This window comes from Streptomyces hebeiensis, from assembly GCF_052983195.1.
Genome location: NZ_CM129812.1, coordinates 201,504 through 228,454, shown reverse-complemented (window position 1 = coordinate 228,454; position 26,951 = coordinate 201,504). Strand labels below are relative to the sequence as shown.

Genomic DNA, 26,951 nt, shown 5'->3' with positions numbered 1-26,951 from the left:
GTATGCGACGTCCGGGAGTACGCGTCGCGGCGCGCACGGGCCGAGGCGGACGCGCCCGGCGGCGCGGGAGAACGCGGCTGCCACCCGGCGGGCCGCGGGGATGGCTCGTGCCCGGTGGCCCGGCGATCGCGGTGGCCGGATCGTTCCGTCCCTCTCAGGCGGCCGGCAGGCCGAGCAGGCTGCGCGCCACGGTTTGCGGCGACTCGTCACGCTCCCGGGCGAGCGCGATGACCGCGCGGCAGGCGAGTTCGCTCACCCCGAAGGAGAGCGCCTCGGGGGAGACCCAGCTCGCGGCCTCGTCGATCCGCTGCTGGTCGTCGTCCGCGCATGCCGACACGTAATCGGCGGCGGCCTCGAAGATGTTGTGCTGACGCGCTCGGGGCCGCTCCGCGACCGTTGCGGCGGCCTTCGTGGGCACCACGATGCTGCGGAGTCTGTCGAACACCGGGATCACCTTCCCTCCACTGCCCGGCGAGGCACGGACCTCGGCTGACGTCCGGGGTCACTCTTCCAACGTACGGTTGGTGAGCTCCGGGCAGAAGAGGGCCTGTTTTTCGCCCGCGCGGAGGGCCTCGCTCCGACGGCTCACCCCTGCCGGGTGGCCAGGGCCAGGAAGCGGGAATCCTCGTCGGTGTACACGTCGAGCCGCCAGCCGGAGCCGGCCAGCAGGGGGCGCAGATTGATCTCGGCACGCACGTCGTCGTCCGTGATCCGTCGGCCCTGCCGGGCGGCGAGCGCCGCCCGGCCCACGGGATGGAAGAGCGCCAGCAGGCCGTCCGGCCGTACCACTCGGGCCAGTTCCCTCAGGTGGTCGGCGGGACGCGGCAGGTGTGAGATCAGCCCGGCACCGAACACGGCGTCCAGCGTTTCCGAGCGCACGGGCAGCCGTCGTACATCGGCCAGCAGCAGCCGCCCGCTGCTCCGGCGCCCGGCCCGTACGGCCGCCTGGAGCATCTCCGGAGTCAGATCGACCCCGAGCACCGTGCCCCGGGGGCCCACGGCCTCCCGCAGGGCCGGCAGTGCCCGGCCCGTGCCGCACCCCGCGTCCAGGACCGCGTCGCCGGGGCGGAGCCCGAGCGCGGCCACTGCCGCGGCGTAGGCGGGGCCGTCGTCGGGGAAACGCGTGTCCCAGCCTGCCGCCCGGGCGCCGAAGAATTCCCGTACTCGGGTGTGGTCATGGTCCATGGACCCATGATCTCCCCACGGTGGGCGCGTCGGCCCGCCCCATGCGATTCACTCGGCCACACCCGTGTAAGCCGAGACCTTGTCGATCCGTACCCGCACCAGGAGTTCGCCCGGCACGCCGTTGCGCGCACCGAACTCCTCGGCCCGGTCCTGGCCCATGTACCGAGCGGCGATCCTGGTGGCCGTCTCGAGCAGTCGCCGAGGGTCCTCGTCGAGTTCGGCGCGGCCGTGGATCACCACGAACGCGAACGGCGGTTTTTCGTCGTCCACACAGAGAGCGATCCGGTTGTCCCGTGCGAGATTGCGGCCCTTCACCGTCTCCTTGCCGGTGTTGAAGACGAGATCGTCGCCCTCCATGACGAACCAGACAGGCGCGATGTGCGGGCTTCCGTCGGCCCGTACGGTCGACAGCTTGCCGGTGCGGGTGCCCTCCGAGACGAAGGCATGCCACTCGTCCTTGCTCATGTTCGTCGCCATGGGGGCATTCTGCGCCGCACTTGTGTTCCGCGCGACGCGGGGCCGGGAATACCGGGTTACCCGGACCTGTGTGCGAGGACCGCTTGCCCGCACGCGGTCGGTGCGCAAGGCTACGAGCATCGAGGGATCTTGGGGAACGTAGGAACGGGGAGGGCAGAGATGGCGCTGGAAAAAGGGCTCGATTGGCTCCTGGACGACCTGACCGAACGGGTCGAGCACATCAAGCACGCACTGGTGCTCTCGAACGACGGCCTGGTGACCGGAGCCAGTACGGATCTGGCGCGCGAGGACGCGGAACATCTCGCGGCGGTCTCCTCGGGGCTGCACAGCCTCGCGCGAGGCTCGGGGCGCCACTTCAAAGCGGGCAAGGTGCGGCAGACCATGGTCGAGTTCGACGACGCGATGCTGTTCGTCACCTCCGCCGGTGACGGCAGCTGCCTGTGCGTCCTCGCCGCGGCCGAGGCGGACGTCGGCCAGGTGGCGTACGAGATGACGCTGCTCGTCAACCGGGTCGGCGAACATCTCGGCGTCGCGGCACGCCAGCCCGACCACACCACGCTGAGCGGCCTCTGAACGTCCTGCGACGGGCCTCTGAGCTGGTGCTTTCCGCGTGCCCCGTGAGTTGTCCACAGGTCGGGCGGGATGTGCCGCTGCCGCGCTACGGTCATCACCGAGAGTAGTTACGCCTCACGGGGGAGGACCATCATGGCGATCAGTGACGTCCGCGACGGCAGCACAGGCGGCCGAGTGGGGGAGGCGGCAGCGTCTCCGCAGCCGCAGCCGCAGCCGCAGCCGCAGCCGCAGCCGCAGCCGGGGCCAGAGCGGGGGCCGGGGCGGACGCGACGGCAGGAGCGGGTGCGGGCCCCGGAGCCGCCGGAGTGCGGGGCCGCGGACGGGCAGGCCACAGGGGTGGAGGAGGCCGCGGAGAGGCCGGCGGCGGTGGGGATCGCCCGGGCGGCGCGGGAATTGTGCCTGCGGCGTGGCGAATTCGAGCTCGCCGCGGAGCTGGGGCACGTCCGCACGATCGCGGGACCGGTCGCAGGCCGTCGGCAGGTCTCCCGGCGGGAGATCGATCGGCTGCGCGCGGCGGAGGGATTTCCGGACGCGTTGCGCGAACGGGTCAGGACCGTGGGGACGGCCGAGGGAGCCGAGCTGATGCTGATCAGCCCCGGCCGCTTCGGCAGGCTCGCGCGAGCCGGCTTCATCACGCCGGTGAGGTTCTATCTGAACCGCTACCGCGCGATCGTGTGGTTGTATCTGGCCGATGAGTTGAGGCAATTCGCGGAACGGGAACGGACCCTGCTCTCCGGCCGTTTCCCGAAAGGTCTCGACAGGGGGACGGCGGCGGGGCGGGACCTGCGCGCGCGCAACTGGCGGGGGCGGCGGATCGGCCTTCTGCTGCACGAGTGCGCCGGGCCGTGGGAGCGCGCGGCGGTCGTGGCCGGTGTGCTGGATCCGGCCCAGCTGGCCGAGTTGGTCCCGGATTGCTATGAACGTGCCTATGTACGTCGACTGATGCCCGAGTTGTCCCAGGTTCATCCACAGTCCGAAACGGCGCGGGAGAAGGTTCGGCGTCTGCTGGTGGCGGACGATCCGGACGAGATCCAGTGGCACCGCGCGGGGCTCACCCTGCTGCTCGAGACGGCGCGGTGCGCGCGTCCCGCGCCCCGCCCCGACGAAGTGCTCCCGGACGATCGAGGAGCCGATGCCGCGGCACGCAGCCCGGTGCCTCCCTCCGATGAGGACGTGCCGACGCCTCCTTCCGACGCCGCCGCGCCGCCACCGGCCGACCCGGGGCCCTCTTCGCAGACGGGCCCGGAGACAGTGACATCGCCGCGAGCACCGGTGGCACCCTGCGGGGACGGCCGCGCGGGGCTGTTGGCCCGTCTGAGGCTCGGCAGGAGCAGGCGTCCGTGCGTGGCGGCTCCGCCCCGGTGAGGCCGCCGGACAGCGCTTACGGGCGACCCCCGCCGGTGACGGTGGTGCGCTCCGGGGAGAGGGAGCCCCAGGTGCCGTCGGGCAGTTGGGCGCGGATCGCGATCCGGTAGGTCTCGCCGGCCTTCCGGCCCAGGTGCATCCGATAGCTGGCCCGGCCGCGAGGCGGCTCGTCGCCCCAGGTCAGGGTCGTGGCGAAGGACCCGTTGAGACGGATCTGGTACGAGAGGACTTCGGCGCCCGTCCTGGGCGCCAGCCAGGACAGGTCCGCGTAGTACGCGCCGTCGGCAGCGTGTGGCGCGACCCGGAAGTCCAGGGGCGCGGTGGCGGGATCGCCGCCCGGGCCGCGCGGGGTGGTGATCTCGACGGCGCGGGCGGCGGGTGAGGCGTTGCCGGCCGCGTCCCGGGCGACGACGGTGAAGCGGTAGCGGGTGCCCGGTCGCAGCCGGGCCAGGCGCGTCGTCGTCGTGCTTCCGGCCACGCTGTGGATCTTCGTGCCGCTCTGGAGGACGTCGTACGAGGTGATGCCCTGGTCCCCAGTGGCCCCGTTCCACTGGAGCCGTGCGGCCCGGGCGCCGTCGCTGACCCCCCTCAGACCGGTGGGCCGGGCCGGGGCCGTGGTGTCCTCGGCGACCGCCGCGGGGGTGGTGACGGACACACCGCCGCTGTGCGGTGAGAGGCCTCGTCCGGCACGGGCCCGGACAGTGAAGGTGTAGGAGGTGGCCGGCTTCAGACCGGTGACGTCCGTCATGGTGTGCTGGGCCGGGACATCTGTCACCTTTGTTCTGCCGCGGTAGATCTCGTAGCGCTCGACATCGGCCGTGCCCGGTGCCTCGTGCCACATCACGTGAACGGAGGTGGCGCTTCCGGCCTGGGCCGTGACCCCGGCGGGTGCCGAAGGGGCCCGCGGGCTCCCGCCCTCGGCATCGCAGGCGGTCAGCGCCAGGACGGCGGCGGACAGGAACGCGGCGGTGCGGGAGAACCCTCGCATGGACAATGTCCTCCACCCGGGAAAGTGGTCTGGACATATATGGCACAGGTGTCGCGTCCACATCAAGAGGGTCGTGGCGCCGTGACGGGAAGAGATGTCCGGGGCCGGCCTCCCGGCCGCGTCCAGCGCGTCCGGCCGGTCCCCCCCGTGCTCGGCCGCGCCATAGTCAAGAGCTGTACGTAATGCTCTGGCCAACGGTTGGTATGGACCGGTCGTTGACTCATCCTTGGAACAATCGCCCCTCGTTCCTCAGGGATTTCATGTGCCGACAGTGCTTGTTCAGCCATCCTCCGGCCAACGGCGCGGCGGTGACGCGCCTTTCGGGTCGGGCGACGGCGTCTTCACGACGGGGATGACCGCCGATTGTGGTTGCATGGTTCGGTGAATCGACAGACTATGCCGACGGCAGATGACATCCCCATGTGTGAGGTCCGTCTCCGGGACGGGGCCGATCTCGAGGACTGTGTGCGGATGCTCGCCGAGGTGCACAAGGGAGACGGCTACCCGCTGAACTGGCCCGAGTGCCCAGCTGAATGGCTGGCGCAGCCCGCGCAGTTCGGCGCCTGGGTCGCCGAGCAGGACGGCCGGATCGTCGGCCACCTGGCCCTGTCACCGGCCGGATCCGACGATCTGGCCCCCGGTCTCTGGAGCGACCGCGCGGGCACGAGCCCCGCGGAGGTGGCCGTGGTGCGCCGCCTGTTCGTCTCGCCCTCGGCGCGGGGCCATGGGATCGGCGCCCTGCTGATCTCGCAGGCGGCCAGGGAGGCCCGGGGGCGTGGGCTGCACGCCGTACTCGACGTCGTGGCCACCGACACCGCCGCCGCGGCGCTGTACGAGCGGCTGGGCTGGAGCCTGTTGGCGGAGGTGGACCAGCGCTGGAGCGAGCAGCGGACCGTCACGGTCCGGTGCTACGCGGCGCCGCTCTGAGTCCGTCCCGCCGCCGGTCCGGTCGCGCGCCGTGGCGTGGCGGACCGCCGGGTGCGGACGTGCCGTGCCACTCGTCAGGGTGAAGGATGACTCCGCGCCGAGTGCTCTCCCGGGGGAATCCGAGCGCGTGCGCCTGTCGGAACGGCGAATCGTTCCGGACGGCCGGTGTCCGCCGCGTCCCCATGTCGAGGCCGGCTCGTCCAGGGGCCCCGAGACGTGAGGTCCGCCGTACCCCAGGGGCCGGGCGCCGGGCACCGGACACGGCGGGGGCCTCCTCGCCCTCGGCTCGGGACCCGGCGCGGCAGCCCGCGTCGACCGGGTATCAGCGCGCCGGGTCGTGAGGCGCAGGGCGACGGGACGCCGACGGGCGGGGAGCCGGCGCGTGGGTCGAACTGCGCACCACCAACTCGGGCTGGAGAACCACCGAGTGGTGCCGGTGCCCCTCCGCGTCCGGGCCCGTCTCCTCCATCAGCATGCGGGCCGCCGTACGCCCCATCGCGTCCGCCGGCTGCCGTACGGACGTGAGCGGTACGACCGCCGCCGCCGCGAACTCGATGTCGTCGTAACCGACGATCGACATATCGCCCGGAACGTCGACCCCCGCCCCGTACATCGCCTGCAGCACGCCGAGCGCGAGCAGGTCGTTCGCGCAGAACACGGCGGTGGGACGGTCCGCGAGGCCCAGCAGCCGGGCCCCGGCGTCGATGCCCGACGCGACGTCGAGCCGCGCCGACTCGACATGCCGCAGCGCCGTCTCCGGCAGCCCCGCCTCACGCAGGGCGGCCAGCGCTCCCGTGCGGCGGTCCCGGCACTGCGGCAGGGACATCGGTCCGCTGATGTACGTCACGGAGCGATGGCCGGCCGCGAGGAGATGCCGGACCGCGAGCGTGCCGCCCGCCTCGTCGTCGACCGAGACGGAACAGCCCTCATCGGCAGGCACGGCCCGGTCGACGTGAACGTAGGGAATGCCGCGCCGCGCGAACGTCCGCACATTGCCGCCGGTCGCGTCGGCCGGGGTCAGCAGCACACCGCGAACCCGCTGTTCGGTGAAGAGCGACAGGTACTCAGCCTCCTCGGCGGTGCTGCCCGCGCTGTTGCAGAGCATCACCCCGAGCCCGGCCTCGCGGGCGGCGCGCTCAGCGCCCTTGGCCACGGCGACGAAGAAGGGATTCCCCATGTCGAGCACCAGGATGGCCAGGATGCGGCTGGTGCCGACCCGGAGCTGGCGGGCCGTCTCGCTCCGTACGAAACCGAGCTGGTCGATCACCGCGCGGACCCGTACCCGGGTGTGTTCCGACACCTTCTCGGGCCGGTTGAGCACGTTGGAGACGGTCCCGACCGAGACACCGGCCAGCCGGGCCACGTCCTTGATGCCGACCGTCTGCGTCACGCGTCCCGCCCGCCCTGTCACATCTCGTTTACGTCTCCTGATCGGTGTGACCATCATATGCGGAGGGTGAACGTCGCCGATGAGGGGCATGTGGCTGGTGCTGGTGCTGGTGCTGGTGCTGGTGCTGGTGCCGATGTCGATGCCGGTGCGCCGGGCTCCCGGTCAGCGCGCCGCCCGCTCGCCGGCGAGCAGTTCCGCAGCACGGTCCCAGGCTTTCCGGTCGCCGGACGGCTCGTACCGGCGTGGCTCCAGCGCGCCTCTCAACAGCGCCCGCAGGTCGGTCAGATCACCACGGACTGCTCCCGCCGCCCGTGCCTGCACGAGGACGTTTCCGAAGGCGGCCGCCTCCGCCGGGCCGGCCACCACGGGCAGCCCGCACGCGTCGGCGGTCAGCCGGCACAGCAACTCGTTGTGGGCCCCGCCGCCGACGACGTGCACCGTGTCCACCGTGCGGCCGGACAGCCGCTGCGCGTCCTCCACGGCGCGGCGGTGCGCGAGGGCCAGCGAGTCCAGGACGCAGCGGGTGATCTCGGCCGGGCCCCGGGGCACCCGCCCGCCGACGCGGCGGCAGGCATCCGCGATGCGCCGCGGCATGTCACCCGGCGCGATGAACGCGGGATCGTCCGCGTCCACCACCGCCCGCAGTCCCGGTACATCGGCGGCCTCGCGCAGCAGCCGGTCGAGAGGCCGGCCGGTCCCGTCCGCCTCCCAGGCACGCAGGCACTCCTGGAGCAGCCAGAGCCCCATGATGTTGCGCAGGTAGCGGACGGTTCCGTCGACGCCCAGTTCATTGGTGAAGTTGGCGAGCCTGCTCTCCTCGGTGAGGACGGGCGCGTCCAGTTCCAGCCCCGCCAGCGACCAGGTGCCGGTGGCGACGTAGGCGAACCGCTCGCCGGACGCCGGTACCGCGGCCACGGCGGAGGCGGTGTCATGAGAGCCTACGGCCGTCACCGGCACCGGCCCCGTCAGGCCGGTCTCGGCGAGGACGTCGGGCAGCAGCAGCCCCGCCGGATCGCCCGGCCCGCGCAGCGGGGCGAACAGGGTGAGATCGACGCCCAGCGCGTTCGCGACCGGCCTGGCCCAGTCGCGCGTACGCGGATCGATCAGCTGGGTCGTGGAGGCGTTCGTGATCTCCGTCCCCGCCTCGCCGGTGAGCCAGTACGCGATCAGGTCGGGGATCAGCAGCAGCCGCCGCGCGGCGGCCAGCGTCGCGCTCTCCCGTGCCGCGGTGAGCTGGTAGAGCGTGTTGAACGGCAGGTACTGGAGACCGGTGGCCGCGTACAGGTCCTCAGGCGGCACGACGGCGGAAACCCTGGCCGCCTCGCCGTCGGTGCGGACGTCGCGGTAGTGCACGGGGTTGCCCAGCAGCGAGCCGTCCGCGTCGAGCAGGCCGAAGTCCACGGCCCAGGTGTCGATACCGACGCCGGCCGGCGCCCGTCCTGTCGCGGCCCCGGCGGCCCGCAGCCCGTCCAGCACGCCCGCGTACAGGGAGAGGATGTCCCAGTGGAGCGTTCCGGCGGCCCGCACCGGCCGGTTGGGGAACCGGTGGATCTCCTCCAGGCGCAGTGTGCCGGAGCCGCGCCCGGACACGTGTCCGACCATGACACGGCCGCTGGAGGCACCGAGATCGACGGCTGCGAAGGGAAGCGGTTCGGTGAGTGACACGACGGACCTCGTTGACAGGACAGCGGGCGGGCGGTGGGTGGGGGAAACCGGGCGAAGAGTACGGGCAAGCGGGGCGGACGGCAGGGGAACGGGGGCGTGCGGCAGGGAAAGGACGGCGGACGGTACGAGGAGGCGGGAACGAGGCGGTACGCGAGGTCAGGGGGGAGGCAGGACGGTACGGGGAGTTCGGGGAGGCGCGGGGGAGCGGTGGAAAGGGGACGGGGCCCGGCGCCGCGTACCGTCCCGGGGCGGACCGGACCGGACCGTCCCGGACCGGGGCGGGCCCGGCGCCGCGTACCGTCCCGGACCCCGCCCCGCCGCCCCCGCCGCTTCCTCAGCGCAGGAACGCCGCCGCGACGCCCGCGTCCACCGGGACGAGCAGCCCCGTCGTGTGGGTCAGGTCGCCGCCCGTCAGCGCGAAGACGGCGTTCGCCACATGCTCGGGCAGCACCTCCCGCTTCAGCAGCGTGCGCTGGGCGTAGAACTCCCCGAGCTTGTCCTCCTCCACCCCGTACACCGCCGCCCGCTGCGCGCCCCAGCCGCCCGCGAAGATCCCGGAGCCGCGCACCACACCGTCCGGGTTGACGCCGTTGACCCTGATCCCCAGGCCGCCCAGCTCGGCGGCCAGCAGCCGCACCTGGTGGGCCTGGTCCGCCTTGGTCGCGGAGTACGCGATGTTGTTCGGACCGGCGAACACCGCGTTCTTGGAGGCGATGTAGACGATGTCACCGCCCATGTCCTGGTCGGCCATCACCCGCGCGGCCTCGCGCGAGACCAGGAACGAGCCGCGCGCCATGATCGCGTGCTGGAGGTCCCAGTCCGCCGCCGTGGTCTCCAGCAGCGGCTTGGAGATGGAGATCCCGGCGTTGTTGACGACGAGGTCCACCCCGCCGAAGGCCAGGGCCGCCGCGTCGAACGCGGCCTTGATCCGCTCCTCGTCGGTCACATCGGCGCCCACCGCGACCGCCCGGTCGGCGTTGCCCAGCTCCCCGGCGACACGCTCCGCGCTCTGGGCGTTCAGGTCGGCGACCACGACACACGCCCCCTCCGCCGCGAGCCGGTGGGCGATGGCCCTGCCGATCCCGGATCCCGCGCCGGTGACCAGCGCGACCCGCGCGGCCAGCGCCTTCGGCGCCGGCATCCGGCGCAGCTTGGCCTCCTCCAGCTCCCAGTACTCGATCCGGAACTTCTCCGACTCCTCGATGGGCGCGTACGAGGAGACCGCCTCGGCCCCGCGCATCACATTGATCGCGTTGAGATAGAACTCGCCCGCGACCCGCGCGGTCTGCTTGTCCTTGCCGTACGAGAACATCCCCACGCCGGGCACCAGCACGATCGCCGGGTCGGCTCCGCGCATCGGTGGCGAATCGGCGGAGGCATGCCGCTCGTAGTACGCGCGGTACTCCTCGCGATAGGCGGTGTGCAGCTCCGCCAGCCGCTCCCGCACCCGCCCCAGCGGCGCCGCGGGCGGCAGGTCGAGGACCAGGGGGCGGACCTTGGTGCGCAGGAAGTGGTCGGGGCACGAGGTGCCCAGGGCGGCGAGCCTCGGGTGCTCGGTCCGGGAGACGAAGTCGAGGACCGGCTCGCTGTCGTCGAAGTGGCCCACCTGCGGCCGGTCGGTGGAGGCCAGGCCCCGGATCAGCGGGGCGAGTGCCGCGGCCCTGGCACGCCGCTCGGCCTCGGGCAGCGGCTCGTAACCCTTCAGCACCGGGCCGAACGGCTCGGGCGCGCCCCGCTCCGCCAGGAACGCCTCGGCTGTCCTGATGATGTGCAGCGAGTTGCGTTCGCACTCCTCGGAGGTCGCGCCCCAGGCGGTGATGCCGTGCCCGCCGAGCACACAGCCGATCGCGTTCGGATGGGCTTCCTTGACGGCGGCGATGTCCAGGCCGAGCTGGAAGCCGGGACGGCGCCAGGGCACCCAGACCACCGTGTCGCCGAAACACTCGGCCGTCAGCTTCTCCCCGTCCGCCGCGCAGGCCAGGGCGATGCCCGAGTCCGGGTGGAGGTGGTCGACGTGGGCCGCGTCGACCAGTCCGTGCATGGCGGTGTCGATGGACGGTGCGGCGCCGCCCTTGCCGTGCAGGCAGTAGTCGAACGCGGCGACCATCCCGTCCTCGCGCTCCACCCCCGGGTAGACGTCGGTGAGCGCGCGCAGCCGGTCCACACGCAGGGCCGCCAGCCCGCCCGCCGTGAGGGTGCCCAGGTCACCGCCGGACCCCTTGACCCACATCAGCTCGACGTCGTCGCCGGTCACGGGGTCGGTGGCGGATCCCTTCGCGGAGGTGTTGCCGCCGGCGTAGTTGGTGTTGCGCGGGTCGGCGCCGAGCCGGTGCGAGCGCTCGAGCAACTGGGCCGCCGCGGGATGCAGATCGGGCTGGTCGGTCATGGTGTCCCTCTGTGATGTAACGGGGTGTGCGGGATGTACGAGGTCTGCGGTTCCCACTCGGTCTACGGGACGCACGTGGGCCGTGCTCCCCGCGGGGAGCGAGCGGACGCGCGTGAGAGCGGTGAACCACCGTGCGGCGCGGCGCGGTTCAGGCTCCCCAGCCCGCCTGGGTGCCGCCGATCCGCTCCGCGACGATCTTCTTGCCGTACCCGGATGCGTGATACGCGGCCACCGGGTCCGCGTCCGCGCCCAGTTCCGTGCGGACCTCGGCGACCAGCGGGCGTACGTCGGTGTTGAAGGCGTCCATCAGTACCGCGTTGGCCGCCAGCACGTCCCCCGCGCGCTGCGCCGCGTCCAGCGCCGCCGCGTCCACCAGCAGCGCCTTGGCCGTGGCCTCCTGCACGTTCATCACCGAGCGGATGATCGCGGGGATCTTCTCCTCGATGTTGTGGCACTGGTCGAGCATGAAGGCCGTGCCCGCGACGAGTCCGCCGCCCTTGATCACCTCGTACATGATCCGGAACAGCTGGAACGGGTCGGCGGCCCCCACCATCAGGTCGTCGTCCGCGTAGAAGCGGGAGTTGAAGTCGAAGCCGCCGAGTTTCCTCTCCCGCAGCAGCACCGCGACGATGAACTCGATGTTCGTGCCCGGCGCGTGGTGCCCCGTGTCCACCACGACCTGCGCCTTCGGGCCGAGGCGCAGGCAGTGGGCGTACGCCGTGCCCCAGTCGGGGACGTCCGTGGCGTAGAAGGCCGGCTCGAAGAGCTTGTACTCCAGCAGCATCCGCTGGTCGTCGCCGAGCCGTTCGTACACCGCCGACAGGGCCTCGGCCAGCCGCCCCTGCCGCGCGGAGATGTCGTCCTGTCCGGGGTAGTTGATGCCGTCGGAGAACCACAGCTTCAGGTCGCGGGACCCGGTGGCGTCCATGATGTCCACGCACTCGAGCAGGTGGCCCAGCGCCTTGCGGCGCACCGCCCGGTCCGGGTGCGTGACCGAGCCCAGCTTGTAGTCGTCGTCCTGGAACACGTTCGAGTTGATCGCCCCGAGCCGTAGCCCCAGCCCTCGCGCGTACTCCGCCAGCGCGCCGTAGTCGTCCACGCGGTCCCACGGGATGTGCAGGGCCACCGTCGGCGCCACGCCCGTGTGCGCGTGCACCCGAGCCGCGTCCGCCAGCTTCTCCTCCGGGGTGCGCGGCACGCCGGGCTGCGTGAACACCTTGAAACGTGTTCCAGAGTTCCCGAACGCCCACGAAGGCGTCTCGACGGCCTGCGACTTCAGCGCCGCCTTCACAGCGGACTCGGTGGATCGATCCGTCATCTCAGCGCTCCCGTGGTACGGACCCGCGGCGCGAGTCGTCGACGTCGTCGAAGTGATCGGCACAGGCCGGTGTGAATCGTTTCATTGCCGTGAAGTTATGGGAGCCGCCCAGGAGTGTCAACCCTTCGCGCGACGCCCGTCGCCACACGGTCGCGTACGTCCAAAACCCCTCGGAAAAATGTCGTGCACAGCCCATTGACGCCTTCGGGCGGCGCCGCTTAGCTTCCGTGCAACCTCATTGAAACCTTTCACGGCGGGCTGTCAGGAAGACGTCCAGCCGCCGAGGAGTCCCCATGAACGAGCCCGTCCCGGAATCCGGCCCGCGCCCCGCCCCGGTCCTGGCCCTGAAGGACGTGAGCAAGTCCTTCGGCGCCGTGAGGGCGCTGCGGGACGTGTCCCTCCAGCTGTTTCCCGGCGAGGCGCACGCTCTCGCGGGGGAGAACGGCGCGGGGAAGTCCACTCTCATCAAGACGCTCGCCGGGGTGCACCGTCCGGACTCCGGCGAGGTACTCGTCGACGGCGAGCCGGTCGTCTTCCACGGCCCCGCCGACGCACGGGACGCGGGCATCGCCGTCATCTACCAGGAGCCGACGCTCTTCCCCGACCTGTCGATCGCCGAGAACATCTTCATGGGCCGGCAGCCCCGCCGTTCGCTGGGACGGATCGACCACCGGGCCGTTCGGGAGACCACCGCAGCGCTGATGAAGCGCCTCGGTGTGGAGCTCGACCCCGACCGGCCGGCCCGCGGGCTGTCCATCGCCGACCAGCAGATCGTCGAGATCGCCAAGGCGCTCTCCTTCGAGGCACGCGTCCTGATCATGGACGAGCCGACCGCGGCCCTGACGGGCGGTGAGACCGCCCGGCTGTTCTCCGTCGTCCGGACCCTGCGGGCCGAGGGCGCCGCCGTCCTGTTCATCTCCCACCGGCTGGAGGAGATCTTCGCACTCTGCCGGCGCGTCACCATCCTGCGCGACGGCCGCTGGATATCCTCCCGCCCGCTCGCCGGGCTCACCGAGGACGACCTGGTCCGCGCCATGGTCGGTCGTGACCTCGGCGAGCTGTATCCCAAGCAGGGCACGGATGTGGGGGAGACTGCCCTGTCGGTGCGCCGGCTGACGCGTGAGGGCGTGTTCCGGGACGTCTCCTTCGACGTACGGCGCGGCGAGATCGTGGCCCTGGCCGGACTCGTCGGCGCGGGCCGCAGCGAGGTGGCGCAGGCCGTGTTCGGTGTCGACCGGGCCGACGCGGGCGAGGTCCTGGTGACCGGACGCGCGCTGCCCGCCGGATCCCCGACCGCCGCCATGGCCGCCGGCCTCGCCCTCGTACCGGAGGACCGCAGACAACGTGGACTGGTGATGGACATGTCCATCGAACGGAACATCGCCCTCACCGGACTCGGCCGGCTGGGCAGGGGCGGACTGGTGCGCCGGGCCCTGGAGCGCGGCCGGGCCGCCGACTGGGCCGTCCGCCTCCAGCTCAAGTACAACCGGCTCGCCGACCCCGTCGGCGTCCTCTCCGGCGGCAACCAGCAGAAGGTCGTCCTCGCCAAATGGCTGGCCACCGAGCCGGTGGTGCTCATCGTCGACGAACCCACCCGGGGGATCGACGTCGGCACCAAGGCGGAGGTGCACCGCCTGCTGTCCTCCCTGGCCGCCGAGGGACTCGCCGTCCTCATGATCTCCTCCGACCTGCCCGAGGTGCTGGGCATGGCCGACCGTGTGCTCGTCATGCACGAAGGCCGGCTCACCGCCGAGATCCCCCGCTCCGAGGCCACCGAGGAATCGGTGATGACCGCCGCGACCGGGCGCGACACGAAGGCCGCCGCATGACCACCGCACTGGACGAGCCCACCACGACCACCCGGGACGACGGCTCCGCCCGCTCCCTGGTCGACACCGTCTTCCGGGCCCGGGAGATCTCCATCGCCGGAGCGCTGGCGCTGCTCGTGCTCGGCACCTGGATCTCCAACCCCCGCTTCCTCGACGACCAGGGCGTCAAGGACCTGCTCCTCAACGCCTCCATCCTGGTCCTGCTCGCCGTCGGCCAGTCCGTGGTCGTCGTCACCCGCAACATCGACCTGTCGGTCGGATCCGTCGTCGGTCTCTCCGCCTTCGCCTGCGGCAAGTTCGTCGCCGGGACCGACCACGGCGTGCTCACCGTCCTGCTGCTCGGCACCGCCCTCGGTGTCCTCTGCGGACTGGTGAGCGGCAGCCTGGTCAGCTTCGGCCGGGTGCCGGCCCTGGTGGTCACCCTCGGGATGCTCTACATCATCCAGGGCTTCGACTACTGGTGGGCGCACGGTGAGCAGATCGGCGCCGCCGAGGTGCCCCAGCCCGTCCTCGATCTGGGCAGCGGCAGCGTGCTCGGCGTCCCCTGCCTCCCGCTCATCGCCTTCGCGCTGCTCGCCGCCACCGCCTACTACCTGCGTGCCTACCGGTCGGGGCGCGAGCTGTACGCGATCGGCTCGAACCCCGAGGCCGCCCGGCTGGCAGGCGTGCCGATCCGGCGCCGCGTGCTGGGCGCGTACGCCTTCTCCGGCGCCGTGGCCGGGTTCGCCGGCGCCCTGTGGCTCGCCCGCTTCGGCACCGTCGTCGCCGACAACGCCCACGGCTGGGAACTCACCGTCGTCAGCGCGGTGGTCGTCGGCGGCGTCGCCATCACCGGCGGTACCGGCACGGTGTGGGGCGCGGCGCTGGGCGCGCTGCTCCTCACCACCATCGGCAGCGCCCTGGTCGTGCTGAAGGTGGACGCGTTCTGGCAGGGAGCCATCACCGGCGCGCTGCTCCTCGCGGCCATCAGCGTCGACCGGATCGTCACCCTGCGCATGACAGCCGCACTGAGGAAGAGGAGCGCCCGCCATGGCCATGGCGCCTGAGACACCGAACGCGCGGCGGACCCGGGACCGGGCGCCCGCGCCGCGTACCGCCGGCGCCGGCGCCGGCGGTACGGTCAGGGACCTGGCCCTGCGCTGGGACACGGCGGTCGGTGCCCTGCTGGTGGCGGTCCTCGTCGTCGGCCTCGGCAGCACCGACGGTTTCGCGTCCGGCGAGAACCTCGCCTTCGCCTTCAACGACATCGTCGAGGTCGCCCTGATCGCCCTGCCGATGACGCTGCTGGTGGTGGCCGGGCAGGTCGACCTGTCCGTCGCCTCCATGCTCGGACTCGGCAGCGCGCTCACCGGAGCGCTCTGGAACGCGGGCTGGGCCTTCGAACTGATCGTCCCCGTCGTTCTGCTGACAGGCGTCGCGGGCGGGCTCCTCAACGGCTGGCTCGTCACCCGCGTCGGCCTGCCCTCGCTCGCCGTCACCATCGGCACGCTCGCCCTCTACCGCGGCCTCGCCTCCGTCGTCCTGGGCAGTGACGCCGTCACCGACTTCCCGCAGGTGTACGCCGACTGGGCCGTGGACACCAGCACCGTCCCCGGCACGTTCCTCACCTACCCCGTCGTCCTGTTCCTCATCCTCGCGGCGGCCACGGCCGTCCTGCTGCACTCCACGGCCTTCGGCCGGTCGCTGTTCGCCATCGGGGCGCAGGAGGAGGCCGCGTACTTCGCCGGGATCAGGGTCAAGCGCTTCAAACTGATCCTCTTCGTGGTCACCGGCCTGTTCTCCGCCTTCGCCGGGATCGTCTTCACCCTCCGCTACGGCAGCGCCCGCGCCGACAACGGCATCGGCTTCGAGATGCTGGTCATCGCCTCCGTCCTGCTCGGCGGCGTCGACTTCGACGGCGGCAAGGGCACCCTCTTCGGGGCGGTCGCCGGGGTGCTGCTCATCGGCGTCCTCAAGAACCTGCTCACGCTGAACGACGTGCCGAACGAGGTCCAGGTCATCGTCACCGGGCTGCTGCTCGTGGCCTCCGTCCTCGCCCCGCGGGTCGTCGCCGCCGTGGTCGAACGCCGGCACCGACGCGAGGCCGGCGCCCTCCCCACGGGCCCGGCCGGCCGTACCGGCTCCGAGTCCTGAAGTCCGCCGAACCTCCCGAAAGGTCCGCCCGCCATGACGACCCGTCCCGCCGCCCGTCGCCGTACGGCCGCCGCCCTCGCCGGCGTCTGCGCCCTCGCTCTCGCGCTGACCGCCTGCTCCGGCACCACCAAGGACAGCACCGCCAAGGACACGTCGAACGCCGGTGACGCCGCGAAGGCCGACCCGGACGCACCCCTGAAGAAGGGCCTCGAACTGGCCTTCCTGCCCAAGCAGATCAACAACCCCTACGAGAAGATCGTCGACGAGGCGGGCATCGCAGCCGCGAAGGAGTACGGCGGCACCGGCAAGGAGGTCGGCCCCTCCGACGCCAACGCCTCCTCCCAGGTGTCGTACATCAACACCCTCATCCAGCAGCGCCAGGACGCCATCCTGATCGCGGCCAACGACCCCAACGCGGTGTGCGGCCCGCTCAAGCAGGCCATGAAGAAGGACATCAAGGTCGTCGCGTACGACTCCGACACGGCCAAGGACTGCCGCCAGGTCTTCATCAACCAGGCCAGCTCCGAGGAGATCGGCCGCAGCCTCGTCCAGCACCTCGGCGAGCAGATCGGCTACGAGGGCAAGATCGCCATCCTCTCGGCCACCCAGAACGCCACGAACCAGAACACCTGGATCGAGTTCATGAAGGAGGAGCTGAAACAGCCCGAGTACAAGAACATGCGGCTCGTGAAGGTCGCCTACGGTGACGACGCCGACCAGAAGTCCTTCCAGCAGACCCAGGGCCTGCTCCAGGCGTACCCCGACCTCAAGGGCATCATCTCGCCCACCACCGTCGGTATCGCCGCCGCCGCCCGCTACCTCAGCGACTCCTCGTACAAGGGCAAGGTCGTGCTCAACGGGCTCGGCACGCCCAACCAGATGCGCAAGTACGTCAAGGACGGCACCGTCGAGCAGTTCTCCCTGTGGAATCCCGAAGAACTCGGCTACCTCGGCTCGTACGCGGCGGCGGCCCTCGCCTCCGGGCAGATCACCGGCGCCGAGGGCGAGAAGTTCACCGCGGGCAAGCTGGGCGAGTACACCATCGGCAAGGACGGCGAGGTCATCCTCGGGGAACCGACCGTCTTCGACAAGAAGAACATCGACACGTTCGACTTCTGATCGGAGCGGAACCCATGGCCCGCGTCTGTTTCCTGCTCAAGGTCCGCCAGGACCGCGTCGCCGAGTACCGCGAACGGCACGAGACCGTCTGGCCCGAGATGCTCCGGGCCCTCAGCGAGAGCGGCTGGCACAACTACTCGCTCTTCCTGCGCGACGACGGCCTCCTCGTCGGCTACCTGGAGACCGAGGACTTCGCCGCTGCCCAGGCCGCGATGGCCGCCACCGAGGTCAACGCCCGCTGGCAGGCCGAGATGGCGGACTTCTTCGAGGCCCTCGACGGCGCTCGGCCGGACGAGGCGATGAAGCCGCTCACCGAAGTGTTCCACCTCGTCTGACGCCCGCGTGGTCCCTCCCCGTGATCCTCGCGGGCTTTCCGCGGCCCTCACGGGTCCACGAGGACCGGGCCGGAGGGGGCCCGGTCCTCACCGACACCCGAAGAGGTTGCGTACATGACCCCCACGACCGCCGCGGCGCTGGCCGCGGTCCTCCTCACCGCCACGGTCCCGCCCGGCGCCGCGGACCGGGCCCGGGCGGCCGCCCCCGGTCCGGCGGTCACCCGCGTCGCCGACACCCGACTGGACGGCCGGGCCGTCTACTTCGAGTCGTACAACGGCCTGGTCAACAACAACGCCTTCCAGAAGAACGGTCTGCTGACCTACAAGGGCTACCAGTACGCCGCCTGGTACACCGCCGACCGCACCGTGACCGTGGCCCGCCGCGCGCTCGGAGCGAACACCTGGCAGACCGTACGGCTGCCGCACAAGCTCACCCTCGACGACTCCCACAACGTCATCTCCATGGGCGTCTCCCGGATCGACGGCCGGCTGCACCTGAACATGGACTCGCACAGCAGCGGCTTCTTCTACGTGAAGTCCGCGGCCGGGCTGTTGGACGCCCCCGCCGGGCGGGCCCGGGACGCCGGTCAGTTCGGCGCCGTGCAGACCACGCTCGACGGGCTCGCCCTCACCTCCCAGTTCACCTACCCGCAGTTCGTCGCCACCCCCGAGGGCCGGCTCCAGCTCGGCTACCGCGCAGGGGTCTCCGGCAACGGCCGCAACGGCCTCGCCGAGTACGACGGCTCCCGCTGGACGAACCTCGGCGAGTGGTCGTCCGCCACCGGCACATACACCAGTGAGCACGGCTCCAGCGCGGCCCGCAACATGTATCTCCACGGCATCGACTACGGCGCCGACGGCCGGCTGCACGCCTTCTTCACCTGGCGCGAGCAGAACAACGCGGTCATGTGCGCCCCGGGCGGCATCACCAACCACGACACCGGATACGTCCACAGTTCCGACCGCGGCCGGACCTGGCGCACCGCCGCGGGCGCGGTCGTCGGCACGACCGGCGGCTCGGACAAGGTCGCGGTCGGGGACCCCGGTACGGTCGTCGACCCGCTGAACCCGGACCACTCCCTGATGAACCAGGAGAGCCGGGCCACCGACTCGGCCGGGCTGCCGCAGGCGATCATCAGCTACGTCCCCGGCCGCTTCGGCCAGTGCACCACCGACTACGTCAAGGACCGCACGGCGAACGGCCGCGCCTTGCACCTCGTCAAGAACGCGGCGGGCGCCTGGAAGAAGACCGAGATACCCGTCCCGCTCGGCTCCAGCCAGCGCACCCGCCTCGTCCTCGACCGGTACGACAACGCCTACGCGGTCATGCCGTACGGGCGGATCGCCGCGGCCTCCAAGGACTCCGGGTACAGCGACTGGAAGACCCTCTTCGACGGGGCGGGGCTGAACGCCTTCGGCGAGGTCGTCGTGGACGAGACCCGCCTCGCCCAGGACGGTGTCCGGTCGTTCATGTACCAGCAGCGCTCCTCCGGCACCACCCCCTCGCCCCTGAGGGTCGTCGACTTCCGGCTCCCGTGAGGCGCCGCCCGGTGGGGATCAAGGACGTGGCCGGCGCGGCCGGGGTGTCGGTGGGGACCGTGTCGAACGTGATCAACCGCCCGGAAACCGTCACGGCGGAGACCCGTCGGCGCGTCCTCACCGCCATCGACCGGCTCGGCTACGTCCGCAGCGAGTCCGCGCGCCAGCTGCGGGCCGGCCGCAGCCGGATCCTGGCCATGCTCGTGCTCGACATGGCCAATCCCTTCTTCGTGGCGGTGGCCTCGGGAGCGGAGCGCTCCGCACGCGCCGCCGGGCTCGGGGTGATGCTCTGCGACAGCGCCGAGAGCCCCGCCGAGGAGGCCGCCTACCTCACCATGTTCTCCGAGCAGCAGGTACGGGGCGTCCTGGTCACACCCGCCGACATGAGCGGGGGCAATCTCGACGCGCTCCGGCGCCACGGCATCCCCTTCGTGCTCGTGGACCGGATCGTGCCCAGCGCGCACGGTTGCTCGGTCTCCGTGGACGACGTGGCCGGCGGTGCCCTCGCCGTACGCCATCTGCTGGGCCGAGGACACCGCGACATCGCGTACGTCAGCGGCCCGATGCACCTGGCGCAGTGCCGGAACCGCCGGGAGGGCGCGGAGCTGGCCCTCGCGGAGGCGGGGCTGCCGCCCGGTGCGCTGCGCCATGTGGAGGCGGCCCGCCTCGACGTCGCCGCGGGCCGCGACGCCGGCGCCCGGCTGCTCGGTATGGCCTCCCGGCCGGGCGCGGTGTTCTGCGCCAACGACCTGCTCGCGCTCGGAGTGCTCCAGACCTTCTACCACGCCGGCGTCCGGGTGCCCGAGGACGTCGCGCTCGCCGGCTACGACGACATCGAGTTCGCCTCGGCCGCCGCCGTGCCGCTGACCTCGGTGCGCCAGCCGGCCTTCCGGCTCGGGGCCGCCGCGGCGGACCTGCTGATCGAGGAGACCGGCGACGCGGCCCATGCGCACGAGCACCGGCGCATCGTGCTCCAGCCGGAGCTGGTGGTACGGGGCTCCACCCTGTCCCGTCCGCGCCCCTGAGCCCCTGAGCGCCGTCCGACGGCCGCCGCCCCGTCCGGCGGGCGACCGTCGGACGGCTCCCACCTCGGAACACTCCCTCGTCAACGGGCCTTCCCGACATGCCCGATGAGCCCGGTCCGCGTAATCTGAGGGCTCGAACGGCAGTTCCGGCCGGTGACAGCACCGTGCCGCGCAAGGAAGGCGCCCGCCTCGCGTCCTGCCGCGCCGCGTGCCGAGGAACAGGGAAGACAGGCGATGGACAAGCGTGGTCCGAGCAGAACCCGGCATGCGGCGACCGGCAGAAGGCTGCACCACGTCTTCGAGGCGGCGTGCGACCGTACCCCGGACGCGACGGCGCTGGAGTGCGGGCAGCGGACGCTGACCTACGCGGAACTCGACGCACGCGCCAACCAACTCGCCCACCACCTGCGCGCTCTGGGCATCGGCCCCGGATCCCGGGTCGGGATCCTGCTGCCGCGCTCGGTGGAGACCTATGTGTCCCTGCTCGCGGTGGGCAAGGCCGGGGCCGCGTTCGTCCCCGTGGACCCGGCGGCGCCGCCCGACCGCGTCTCCTACATCCTTCAGGACGCCGGTGCCGAGGCCGTACTGACCCTGTCCGGACTCGTCCGGGGCGCACCCGGTCGCTTCCCCGGGCGGACGGAGCTGGACACGCACGCGCGGGACATCGCCGTACGGCCCGTCACCCGCCCGGAACCCGGCACGGCCGCGCCCGGTCCCCTCGACGACGACCCGGTCGCCTATGTCATCCACACCTCGGGGTCGAGCGGCAGGCCGAAGGGGGTGGAGATCACCCAGTCGAGCATCTGCAACTTCCTCGACGTCATCCCCGGCGTGTACGACGTGCGGCCGGAGGACCGGGTGTACCAGGGCATGACGATCTCGTTCGACTTCTCCATCGAGGAGATCTGGCCGACCTGGGCGGTCGGCGCCACGGTCGTGGCCGGCCCGCCCGACGTGGGCCTGCTCGGAGCCGACCTCGCCGACTTCCTGGCGGCCCGGGACATCACGGTCCTCTACTGCGTGCCGACCCTGCTGGAGACGATCCCGCGGGAACTTCCGCGACTGCGCAGCCTGGTGGTCGGTGGCGAGGCGTGCCCGGCGCAGCTCGTGGCGCGCTGGAGCAGACCGGGGCGACGGATGCTCAACACCTACGGCCCGACCGAGACGACCGTCACCGCCACCTGGTCCGAACTGCTGCCAGGCCGTCCCGTGACCATCGGACGCCCGCTGCCCACCTACACGGTGGAACTTCTCGACGCGTCGCTGCGGCCCGTGCCCGACGGCGCGGTGGGGGAGATCTGCGTCGGCGGCCCCGGTGTCGCCCGCGGCTACGTCGGTCTTCCCGCCCTGACCGCCGAACGCTTCGTCGAGCACCCGCTGGCTCCTGGGAACGGCAGGCTCTACCGCACCGGGGATCTCGGCCGCCGCCGGACGGACGGGGAGATCGAGTTCCTGGGCCGGGCCGACGACGAGGTGAAGGTCCGCGGCTACCTGGTCGACCCCGGCGAGATCGACAGTGTGCTGCTGGAGGACCCGGCCGTGGCGGAGGCCGTCACCGTACCGGCCCGTCGGCCCGGCGCGGACGGGGAAACCGGCGAACTGGCCGCCTACGTGACGCGCGCGCCGGGCAGCGCGGAGGACGAGACGACCCTCCTCGCCAGACTGTACGAACGTCTCGGACGCAGGCTGCCCGCCTACATGGTGCCGTCCTTCCTCGACGTGCTCGACGCCCTGCCCGCCATGCCGAGCGGCAAGGTGGACCGCGGCCGACTGCCTCCGCCGACCGGCCGGCGCTCGCCGACCGGCCGACGGGGGACGGTGGCGCCTCCCGCGGACGACCACGAGGCGCGGGTACGCGACGTCTGGGCGGAGGTGCTCGGCATCGAGCCCGCGTCGGTGTCGGTCGAGGCGGACTTCTTCACCGAACTCGGTGGCCACTCCTTGCTCGCGGCCCGGGCCGTATCGGTGCTGCGCGCCCGGGGCATCGGCCCCGGTGTGGCGCTGCGTGACCTCTACGCGCGTCCAACCGTACGCGGGCTGGCGGGGCTGGTGCGCGCCCCGGCGGCCACGAACCGGCCCGCGCCGCCACCCCGGGCCGCGCCCCTCGGGCACACCGCCCGGCGCGTCGCGGCCGCGGGCGCCGCCCAGGCCGCGGTTCTCTACGGGCTGCTCCTGGTACTCACGCTCCCGGTGTCCGTCGTCTACGGCCGGCACGCGGGCCGGATCTCGGTCGGGTCCGCGGCGCAGGCGACGGCCGGTGTGCTGGCCGGCTACCTGGCCGTGCGCTGGCTCCTGCCCGCGCTGCTCGTCCGTCCCCTGACGGCGGGGGTCGTGCCGGGGCGCCACCGGCTGTGGGGCAGGACCTACCTGCGGCTGTGGACGGCGAACCTGCTGCTGCTCCTCAGCCCGCTGCCGATGCTCAGCGGCTCCCCCCTGATGGCCGGTTACCTGCGGCTGCTCGGGGCGCGGATCGGACCCCGCACCCTGATCGCCACGCGCAGGATCAGCCTGCCGTGCATGCTGCGCGTCGGCGGGGGCGCCTCGATCGGCTACGACGTCTCCCTGCGCGCGTGGGAGGTGGCGGACGGCTGGGTGACCCTCGCCCCCATCGACATCGGGGCGCACGCCTATGTCGGGGCCAACGCGGTCCTCGAACCGGGCGCGCGGGTGGAGGTGGGGGCCGCGCTCGGCGAACAGTCCGTCCTCGGACAGGGCGAGACGGTACCGGCGGGGGCGCGCTGGGCGGGGTCCCCGCCCGGGCCGGTCGACGCTCTCGGGCCCGCGGTGGAGAGCATGCTGCGCTCCCACCGCTCCATCGGCCCGTGGCGGGGCCGGCACCGGGCGGCCGCGCTGCTGGGCCTGGTGTGCCTGGAGGGCGCCCCGTTCGCGATGCTCCTGCCGGGTGTCGCCCTCTTTTGGTGGGCGTCGCTGACCTGGGGGGAGTGGGGCGGAATCGCCGCCACCGCACTCGCGGGCCCGGTGTTCGTGGTGGCGGCGTGTGCCGTCGTCGCGACCGGCAAACGGCTGGTCCTGTGGCGGGCGCCGGCTGGTATCCATCCGGCGCGGTCCTCGCTCGGCGTGCGCAAGTGGCTGGTGGACAAGCTGCTGGAGACGAGCCTGCTGTACACCAACTCGCTCTACGCCACGCTGTACACGGTGCCCTGGCTGCGGCTGCTCGGCGCCCGGATCGGCCGGGGAGCCGAGGTCTCCACCGCCGCCCACCTCGACCCCGACCTGCTCACCCTCGGCGAGGGAAGCTTCGTCGCCGACCTGGCCAGTGTCGGCACCGCCACCTTCGCGGCAGGCCAGGTCGCCTTCGGACCCACCGAGGTGGGGCGGCGCGCGTTCGTGGGCAACGCCGCGTTCGTGCCGGCCGGCACCTCGATGGGGCCCGGCTCCCTGGTCGGGGTGGCGACGCTGCCGCCCGGGGCCGGCGTGCCCGGGGACACGACATGGCTGGGCTCGCCCGCGTTGCGCCTGCCGGTCCGCCAGAGCAGCGGGTCGTACCCGGAGCACCTGACGTTCCGGCCGACCCGCGCGGCGGTGCTCCAGCGGCTCGGCATCGAGTTCTTCCGCGTGACGATGCCCGCCTCCACGCTGGCGACGAGCGCGTGGCTGTATCTGCTGGGACTCTCCGCGCTGGCAGGCTCCCTGGCCCTGCCGGCGGTCGCCTTCCTCTCACCGGTCCTGACAGCGGGCGCGGCGCTCGCGGTGATCGCGTACTGCGTGGTGCTCAAGCGTGTCGTCATCGGCACCTACCAGCCGCGGGTGGAACCGCTGTGGAGCCTGTTCGTGCGGCGCACGGAGTTCATCACGGGCCTGTACGAGGCGGCCGCGGTGCCGGCGGCGCTCTTCTACCTGACCGGCACGCCCTTCCTGCCGGTGGTGCTGCGCCGCTTCGGCGCGCGGATCGGCCGGCGCGTCTGGATCGGCACGACGTATCTCACCGAGTTCGACCTGGTGACCTTGGGCGACGACGCCGCGATCGGCATGGACGCGTCGTTGCAGACTCACCTGTTCGAAGACCGCGTCATGAAGATGTCGACCGTGACCGTGCGCGCCGGCGCCGGCGTCGGCACCCGCGCGGTGGTGCTGTACGACTCCGTGGTGGAGAGCGGGGCCCGGCTCGGAGCGCTGTCGCTGCTCATGAAGGGCGAGCACCTGGGGCCGGGCACGAGTTGGCGCGGTATCCCCGCCGAGAGCACGGTGGACCGGGCCGTCGAGGAGCCCGCCGCGCTGCCCACCCGGCGGCCGTAGCGCGCCCGTACGCGCTGTGGCGGACGCGAATCGGAACCCGTCCGGGCCGGGCCCGGCCGGAAGCGGACATGCTTGGTCCAGACCTTGACAGGTGCATGAAATTTCCGCTTTGGTTCCCTCACCCCCCATGGCGACCACCGGGGCACCGGTGCGTCGCACGAAGGAGTGAGTCGCTTGAGACAACTGAGACAACGCGTACTGGCCCTGTTCACCGTGGTGGCATCGGCCCTCGCCCTCACCGTCCTCCTCCCCGCGTCATCGGCCTCCGCGGCCGCCTGCGCCGCCGGCTGGAACGCGTCCGCCGTCTACGTGGGCGGCAACAGCGCCTCGTACAACGGCCGCAACTGGCAGGCGAAGTGGTGGACCCAGGGGGAGGCCCCCGGCACCAGCGACGTCTGGGCCGACCAGGGCGCCTGCGACGGCGGGACCGGCGGTGGGAACGGCGGGAGCTGTAATCACCCGGCGTGGGTCGCCGGAAAGTGGTACGTCGCCGGGGACATCGTCAAGTACACCGACGGTAAGTACTACCGCGCCGAGCACGACAACCCGGGCTACGACCCCGTCATCAGCACCTGGTACTGGGAGCCCTACTCCTGCGACGGCGGCGGCGACACCCCGCCCCCGAGCGGCGGCTTCGTGGTCAGCGAGAGCCAGTTCAACCAGATGTTCCCGAACCGGAATTCCTTCTACACCTACCGCGGCCTGACCGCAGCGCTGAGCGCCTACCCGGGCTTCGCCAACACCGGGAGTGACACGGTCAAGCGGCAGGAGGCAGCGGCCTTCCTGGCCAACGTCGGCCACGAGACCGGCGGACTCGTCCACATCGTCGAGCAGAACACCGCCAACTACCCGCACTACTGCGACGCCAACCAGCCCTTCGGGTGCCCCGCCGGCCAGGCCGCCTACTACGGCCGCGGCCCGATCCAGCTGAGCTGGAACTACAACTACAAGGCGGCGGGCGACGCCCTCGGCATCGACCTGCTGCGCAACCCCAACCTCGTCCAGACCGACGCGGCCGTCTCCTGGAAGACCGCCCTGTGGTACTGGAACACCCAGCGGGGCCCCGGCACGATGACGCCCCATGACGCCATGGTCAACGGCCGCGGATTCGGCGAGACCATCCGCAGCATCAACGGCTCCCTCGAGTGCAACGGGGGCAACCCCGGGCAGGTGCAGAGCCGGATCAACAGCTACCAGCGCTTCGTCCAGATCCTGGGCACGACCCCCGGTTCCAACCTGAGCTGCTGAGCGGCCCGGCCGCCGTCGCCCAAGGCTCTCTAGGACGTTCGCTCCGCCGGTCCGGCGACAGGCACATCACTCTTGGATGTGCCGCCGGACCGGCCCGAGCCCGGCGCCGGCACGGGCACGGGACCGGTGTGAGGATCACCCTCGTGCCGGACCCGTGCCCGGGCGAGTTCGGCGTTGAACTGGGCACCGGCCAGCAGCGACAGGTTGGTGACCCACAGCCAGACGAGAAACACGATGACCCCGGCGAGCGACCCGTAGAGCCGGCTGTACGTACCGGCGTGCGCCGTGTAGAAGGTGAAACCCGCCGACGTCAGCAGCCACAGCGCCACCGCCAGCACGCCGCCCGGCAGCGCCCGGCGCAATCGGCGTGTTCCGGGCGGACCGGTACGGAACACGATCAGTACGAGCACCGCGGCGAGCCCCAGCAACAGCGGCCACTTCAGCCCCTTCCACACGAGGGACACGGTGGACCCCATCCCGAGGGCCTTCCCCAGCGCGCTCGCGGCCTCCGAGGTCAGGACGAGCGTGAAGGCACTGGTCACCAGGAGCGCCAGCAGCGCGCAGGCGGCGAGCGCGATCCGCGGCACCGTGCGCCACGGCGGACGGTGATCGACCGCGCCGTGCATGGCGTGCAGCCCGCGCCGGAACACCCCGAGATAGCTGGACGAGGACCACACCGCGCCCGCCGTCCCGAAGGACACCAGCAGCCAGGCCGCCGACCGCTGGTTCGCCATCTCCGCCAGCGTGCTGTGCACCAGCGCCCGCGACTCGCCCGGTACGAGAGCCGCCACCTGGCCCACCAGCTTCCCGCTCGCGCCGGGCCCGGCGAGGCCGATGCAGCAGACCGTGACCAGCAGCGCCGGGAAGATCGCCAGCACCGCGTAGTACGTCAGGGCCGCGGCCCGGTCCGCGGCGTCGTCCCGCCACAGGGCCACCGGAGTCCGCAGCAGCGCACCGGACAGCCGGCTCCGGTGCCCCCGTACGCCCGGACCCCGCTCGGGGGGCTCCCCTCCGCGGGACCGCGACGGCCCCCCACGCCCGTGTTCCTCGGCGGACACGCTGCCTCCCGCGTCATGTACGACCTCTTGCGACCAGGGCCTACCTTGCCTCATCCCGCTCTCGGACCCGTGACCCGCACCGCCGCACCGCACTCCCGCCGGGCCCACGGGCCGCCCCGGGAGCCGACGGGACG

Annotated in this window: 21 protein-coding genes; 12 read left to right on the top strand and 9 right to left on the bottom strand. The window is 72.2% G+C overall.

Translation table 11 applies throughout. The features are described 5' to 3' along the window. Window positions 1-154: 154 nt before the first annotated feature. The 3 genes from ACU6P3_RS00950 to ACU6P3_RS00940 all read right to left on the bottom strand — a co-directional run bounded on the left by ACU6P3_RS00950 (window position 155) and on the right by ACU6P3_RS00940 (window position 1,662). On the bottom strand, window positions 155-424 hold the full coding sequence (locus ACU6P3_RS00950; RefSeq protein WP_051764597.1) for a hypothetical protein: 270 nt from the start codon (window positions 422-424) through the stop codon (window positions 155-157). A 161-nt stretch (window positions 425-585) separates the two neighbouring features. Then, window positions 586-1,185 (bottom strand): class I SAM-dependent methyltransferase, encoded by a 600-nt coding sequence (locus ACU6P3_RS00945; protein ID WP_447195453.1) that lies wholly within the window; start codon window positions 1,183-1,185, stop codon window positions 586-588. Between the two features lie 48 nt (window positions 1,186-1,233). Beyond that, the gene (locus ACU6P3_RS00940) at window positions 1,234-1,662 is read right to left on the bottom strand and encodes a PPOX class F420-dependent oxidoreductase (RefSeq protein ID WP_344280280.1); all 429 of its coding nucleotides are present in this window, start codon (window positions 1,660-1,662) and stop codon (window positions 1,234-1,236) included. A gap of 159 nt (window positions 1,663-1,821) precedes the next feature. Between ACU6P3_RS00940 and ACU6P3_RS00935 the strand changes: the two genes are divergently transcribed. Both ACU6P3_RS00935 and ACU6P3_RS00930 read left to right on the top strand, forming a co-directional pair. Next, the gene (locus ACU6P3_RS00935; protein ID WP_030742641.1) at window positions 1,822-2,235 is read left to right on the top strand and encodes a roadblock/LC7 domain-containing protein; all 414 of its coding nucleotides are present in this window, start codon (window positions 1,822-1,824) and stop codon (window positions 2,233-2,235) included. 132 nt (window positions 2,236-2,367) lie between these two features. Continuing rightward, window positions 2,368-3,600 carry a DUF6397 family protein gene (locus ACU6P3_RS00930; protein ID WP_447195452.1) on the top strand — a complete coding sequence of 411 codons (1,233 nt, stop codon included), beginning with the start codon at window positions 2,368-2,370 and terminating at the stop codon, window positions 3,598-3,600. 16 nt (window positions 3,601-3,616) lie between these two features. Here the strand turns inward: ACU6P3_RS00930 and ACU6P3_RS00925 are convergent, their stop codons facing one another. Then, window positions 3,617-4,588: a fibronectin type III domain-containing protein gene (locus ACU6P3_RS00925; protein ID WP_447195451.1), complete on the bottom strand. Its 972-nt coding sequence runs from the start codon at window positions 4,586-4,588 to the stop codon at window positions 3,617-3,619. Window positions 4,589-5,008: 420 nt separating this feature from the next. On the opposite strand from ACU6P3_RS00925, the gene ACU6P3_RS00920 reads away from it, so the two are divergent. Beyond that, the gene (locus ACU6P3_RS00920) at window positions 5,009-5,515 is read left to right on the top strand and encodes a GNAT family N-acetyltransferase (RefSeq protein ID WP_447195450.1); all 507 of its coding nucleotides are present in this window, start codon (window positions 5,009-5,011) and stop codon (window positions 5,513-5,515) included. 322 nt (window positions 5,516-5,837) lie between these two features. On the opposite strand, the gene ACU6P3_RS00915 is transcribed toward ACU6P3_RS00920, so the two are convergent. The 4 genes from ACU6P3_RS00915 to rhaI all read right to left on the bottom strand — a co-directional run bounded on the left by ACU6P3_RS00915 (window position 5,838) and on the right by rhaI (window position 12,274). After that, window positions 5,838-6,905, bottom strand: a complete 1,068-nt coding sequence (locus ACU6P3_RS00915) for a LacI family DNA-binding transcriptional regulator (RefSeq protein WP_447195449.1) — start codon at window positions 6,903-6,905, stop codon at window positions 5,838-5,840. A 162-nt stretch (window positions 6,906-7,067) separates the two neighbouring features. Further along, window positions 7,068-8,570 (bottom strand): rhamnulokinase, encoded by a 1,503-nt coding sequence (locus ACU6P3_RS00910; protein ID WP_447195448.1) that lies wholly within the window; start codon window positions 8,568-8,570, stop codon window positions 7,068-7,070. A gap of 334 nt (window positions 8,571-8,904) precedes the next feature. Next, window positions 8,905-10,956 carry a bifunctional aldolase/short-chain dehydrogenase gene (locus ACU6P3_RS00905; RefSeq protein WP_447195447.1) on the bottom strand — a complete coding sequence of 684 codons (2,052 nt, stop codon included), beginning with the start codon at window positions 10,954-10,956 and terminating at the stop codon, window positions 8,905-8,907. Between the two features lie 148 nt (window positions 10,957-11,104). Next, on the bottom strand, window positions 11,105-12,274 hold the full coding sequence (gene rhaI / locus ACU6P3_RS00900) for an L-rhamnose isomerase (RefSeq protein WP_447195446.1): 1,170 nt from the start codon (window positions 12,272-12,274) through the stop codon (window positions 11,105-11,107). A gap of 293 nt (window positions 12,275-12,567) precedes the next feature. Between rhaI and ACU6P3_RS00895 the strand changes: the two genes are divergently transcribed. From ACU6P3_RS00895 to ACU6P3_RS00855, 9 genes are all read left to right on the top strand, one after another. Continuing rightward, window positions 12,568-14,103, top strand: a complete 1,536-nt coding sequence (locus ACU6P3_RS00895; RefSeq protein ID WP_447195445.1) for a sugar ABC transporter ATP-binding protein — start codon at window positions 12,568-12,570, stop codon at window positions 14,101-14,103. Continuing rightward, on the top strand, window positions 14,100-15,149 hold the full coding sequence (locus tag ACU6P3_RS00890; protein WP_447195444.1) for an ABC transporter permease: 1,050 nt from the start codon (window positions 14,100-14,102) through the stop codon (window positions 15,147-15,149). The genes ACU6P3_RS00895 and ACU6P3_RS00890 overlap by 4 nt, the downstream gene beginning before the upstream one ends. Next, the gene (locus ACU6P3_RS00885) at window positions 15,133-16,236 is read left to right on the top strand and encodes an ABC transporter permease (protein ID WP_447195443.1); all 1,104 of its coding nucleotides are present in this window, start codon (window positions 15,133-15,135) and stop codon (window positions 16,234-16,236) included. Before ACU6P3_RS00890 ends, ACU6P3_RS00885 begins: the two co-directional genes overlap by 17 nt. 33 nt (window positions 16,237-16,269) lie before the next feature. Then, entirely contained in the window at window positions 16,270-17,355 is a 1,086-nt protein-coding gene (rhaS, locus tag ACU6P3_RS00880) for a rhamnose ABC transporter substrate-binding protein (RefSeq protein ID WP_344280307.1), read from the top strand. 14 nt (window positions 17,356-17,369) lie between these two features. Further along, window positions 17,370-17,690 (top strand): L-rhamnose mutarotase, encoded by a 321-nt coding sequence (locus ACU6P3_RS00875; protein WP_447195442.1) that lies wholly within the window; start codon window positions 17,370-17,372, stop codon window positions 17,688-17,690. A gap of 114 nt (window positions 17,691-17,804) precedes the next feature. Continuing rightward, a complete protein-coding gene (locus ACU6P3_RS00870; protein ID WP_447195441.1) occupies window positions 17,805-19,229 on the top strand; it encodes a BNR repeat-containing protein in 1,425 nt (474 codons plus the stop codon). Between the two features lie 11 nt (window positions 19,230-19,240). Then, window positions 19,241-20,254, top strand: coding sequence for a LacI family DNA-binding transcriptional regulator (locus ACU6P3_RS00865; protein ID WP_447195440.1), 1,014 nt, complete (start codon window positions 19,241-19,243; stop codon window positions 20,252-20,254). 234 nt (window positions 20,255-20,488) lie between these two features. Continuing rightward, entirely contained in the window at window positions 20,489-24,511 is a 4,023-nt protein-coding gene (locus ACU6P3_RS00860) for a Pls/PosA family non-ribosomal peptide synthetase (RefSeq protein WP_447195439.1), read from the top strand. Window positions 24,512-24,694: 183 nt separating this feature from the next. Further along, entirely contained in the window at window positions 24,695-25,759 is a 1,065-nt protein-coding gene (locus tag ACU6P3_RS00855) for a glycoside hydrolase family 19 protein (RefSeq protein ID WP_447198171.1), read from the top strand. Between the two features lie 29 nt (window positions 25,760-25,788). Here the strand turns inward: ACU6P3_RS00855 and ACU6P3_RS00850 are convergent, their stop codons facing one another. Beyond that, window positions 25,789-26,694 (bottom strand): YihY/virulence factor BrkB family protein, encoded by a 906-nt coding sequence (locus tag ACU6P3_RS00850; RefSeq protein ID WP_447195438.1) that lies wholly within the window; start codon window positions 26,692-26,694, stop codon window positions 25,789-25,791. Window positions 26,695-26,951 lie beyond the last annotated feature (257 nt).

Bases quoted from the DNA above. Each gene is read 5' to 3' on its own strand.
- ACU6P3_RS00945 (WP_447195453.1), bottom strand. From the start codon at position 1,185: ATGGACCATGACCACACCCGAGTACGGGAATTCTTCGGCGCCCGGGCG.
- ACU6P3_RS00940 (WP_344280280.1), bottom strand. From the start codon at position 1,662: ATGGCGACGAACATGAGCAAGGACGAGTGGCATGCCTTCGTCTCGGAG.
- ACU6P3_RS00935 (WP_030742641.1), top strand. From the start codon at position 1,822: ATGGCGCTGGAAAAAGGGCTCGATTGGCTCCTGGACGACCTGACCGAA.
- ACU6P3_RS00930 (WP_447195452.1), top strand. From the start codon at position 2,368: ATGGCGATCAGTGACGTCCGCGACGGCAGCACAGGCGGCCGAGTGGGG.
- ACU6P3_RS00925 (WP_447195451.1), bottom strand. From the start codon at position 4,588: ATGCGAGGGTTCTCCCGCACCGCCGCGTTCCTGTCCGCCGCCGTCCTG.
- ACU6P3_RS00920 (WP_447195450.1), top strand. From the start codon at position 5,009: ATGTGTGAGGTCCGTCTCCGGGACGGGGCCGATCTCGAGGACTGTGTG.
- ACU6P3_RS00905 (WP_447195447.1), bottom strand. From the start codon at position 10,956: ATGACCGACCAGCCCGATCTGCATCCCGCGGCGGCCCAGTTGCTCGAG.
- rhaI (WP_447195446.1), bottom strand. From the start codon at position 12,274: ATGACGGATCGATCCACCGAGTCCGCTGTGAAGGCGGCGCTGAAGTCG.
- ACU6P3_RS00895 (WP_447195445.1), top strand. From the start codon at position 12,568: ATGAACGAGCCCGTCCCGGAATCCGGCCCGCGCCCCGCCCCGGTCCTG.
- ACU6P3_RS00890 (WP_447195444.1), top strand. From the start codon at position 14,100: ATGACCACCGCACTGGACGAGCCCACCACGACCACCCGGGACGACGGC.
- ACU6P3_RS00885 (WP_447195443.1), top strand. From the start codon at position 15,133: ATGGCCATGGCGCCTGAGACACCGAACGCGCGGCGGACCCGGGACCGG.
- rhaS (WP_344280307.1), top strand. From the start codon at position 16,270: ATGACGACCCGTCCCGCCGCCCGTCGCCGTACGGCCGCCGCCCTCGCC.
- ACU6P3_RS00875 (WP_447195442.1), top strand. From the start codon at position 17,370: ATGGCCCGCGTCTGTTTCCTGCTCAAGGTCCGCCAGGACCGCGTCGCC.
- ACU6P3_RS00870 (WP_447195441.1), top strand. From the start codon at position 17,805: ATGACCCCCACGACCGCCGCGGCGCTGGCCGCGGTCCTCCTCACCGCC.
- ACU6P3_RS00860 (WP_447195439.1), top strand. From the start codon at position 20,489: ATGGACAAGCGTGGTCCGAGCAGAACCCGGCATGCGGCGACCGGCAGA.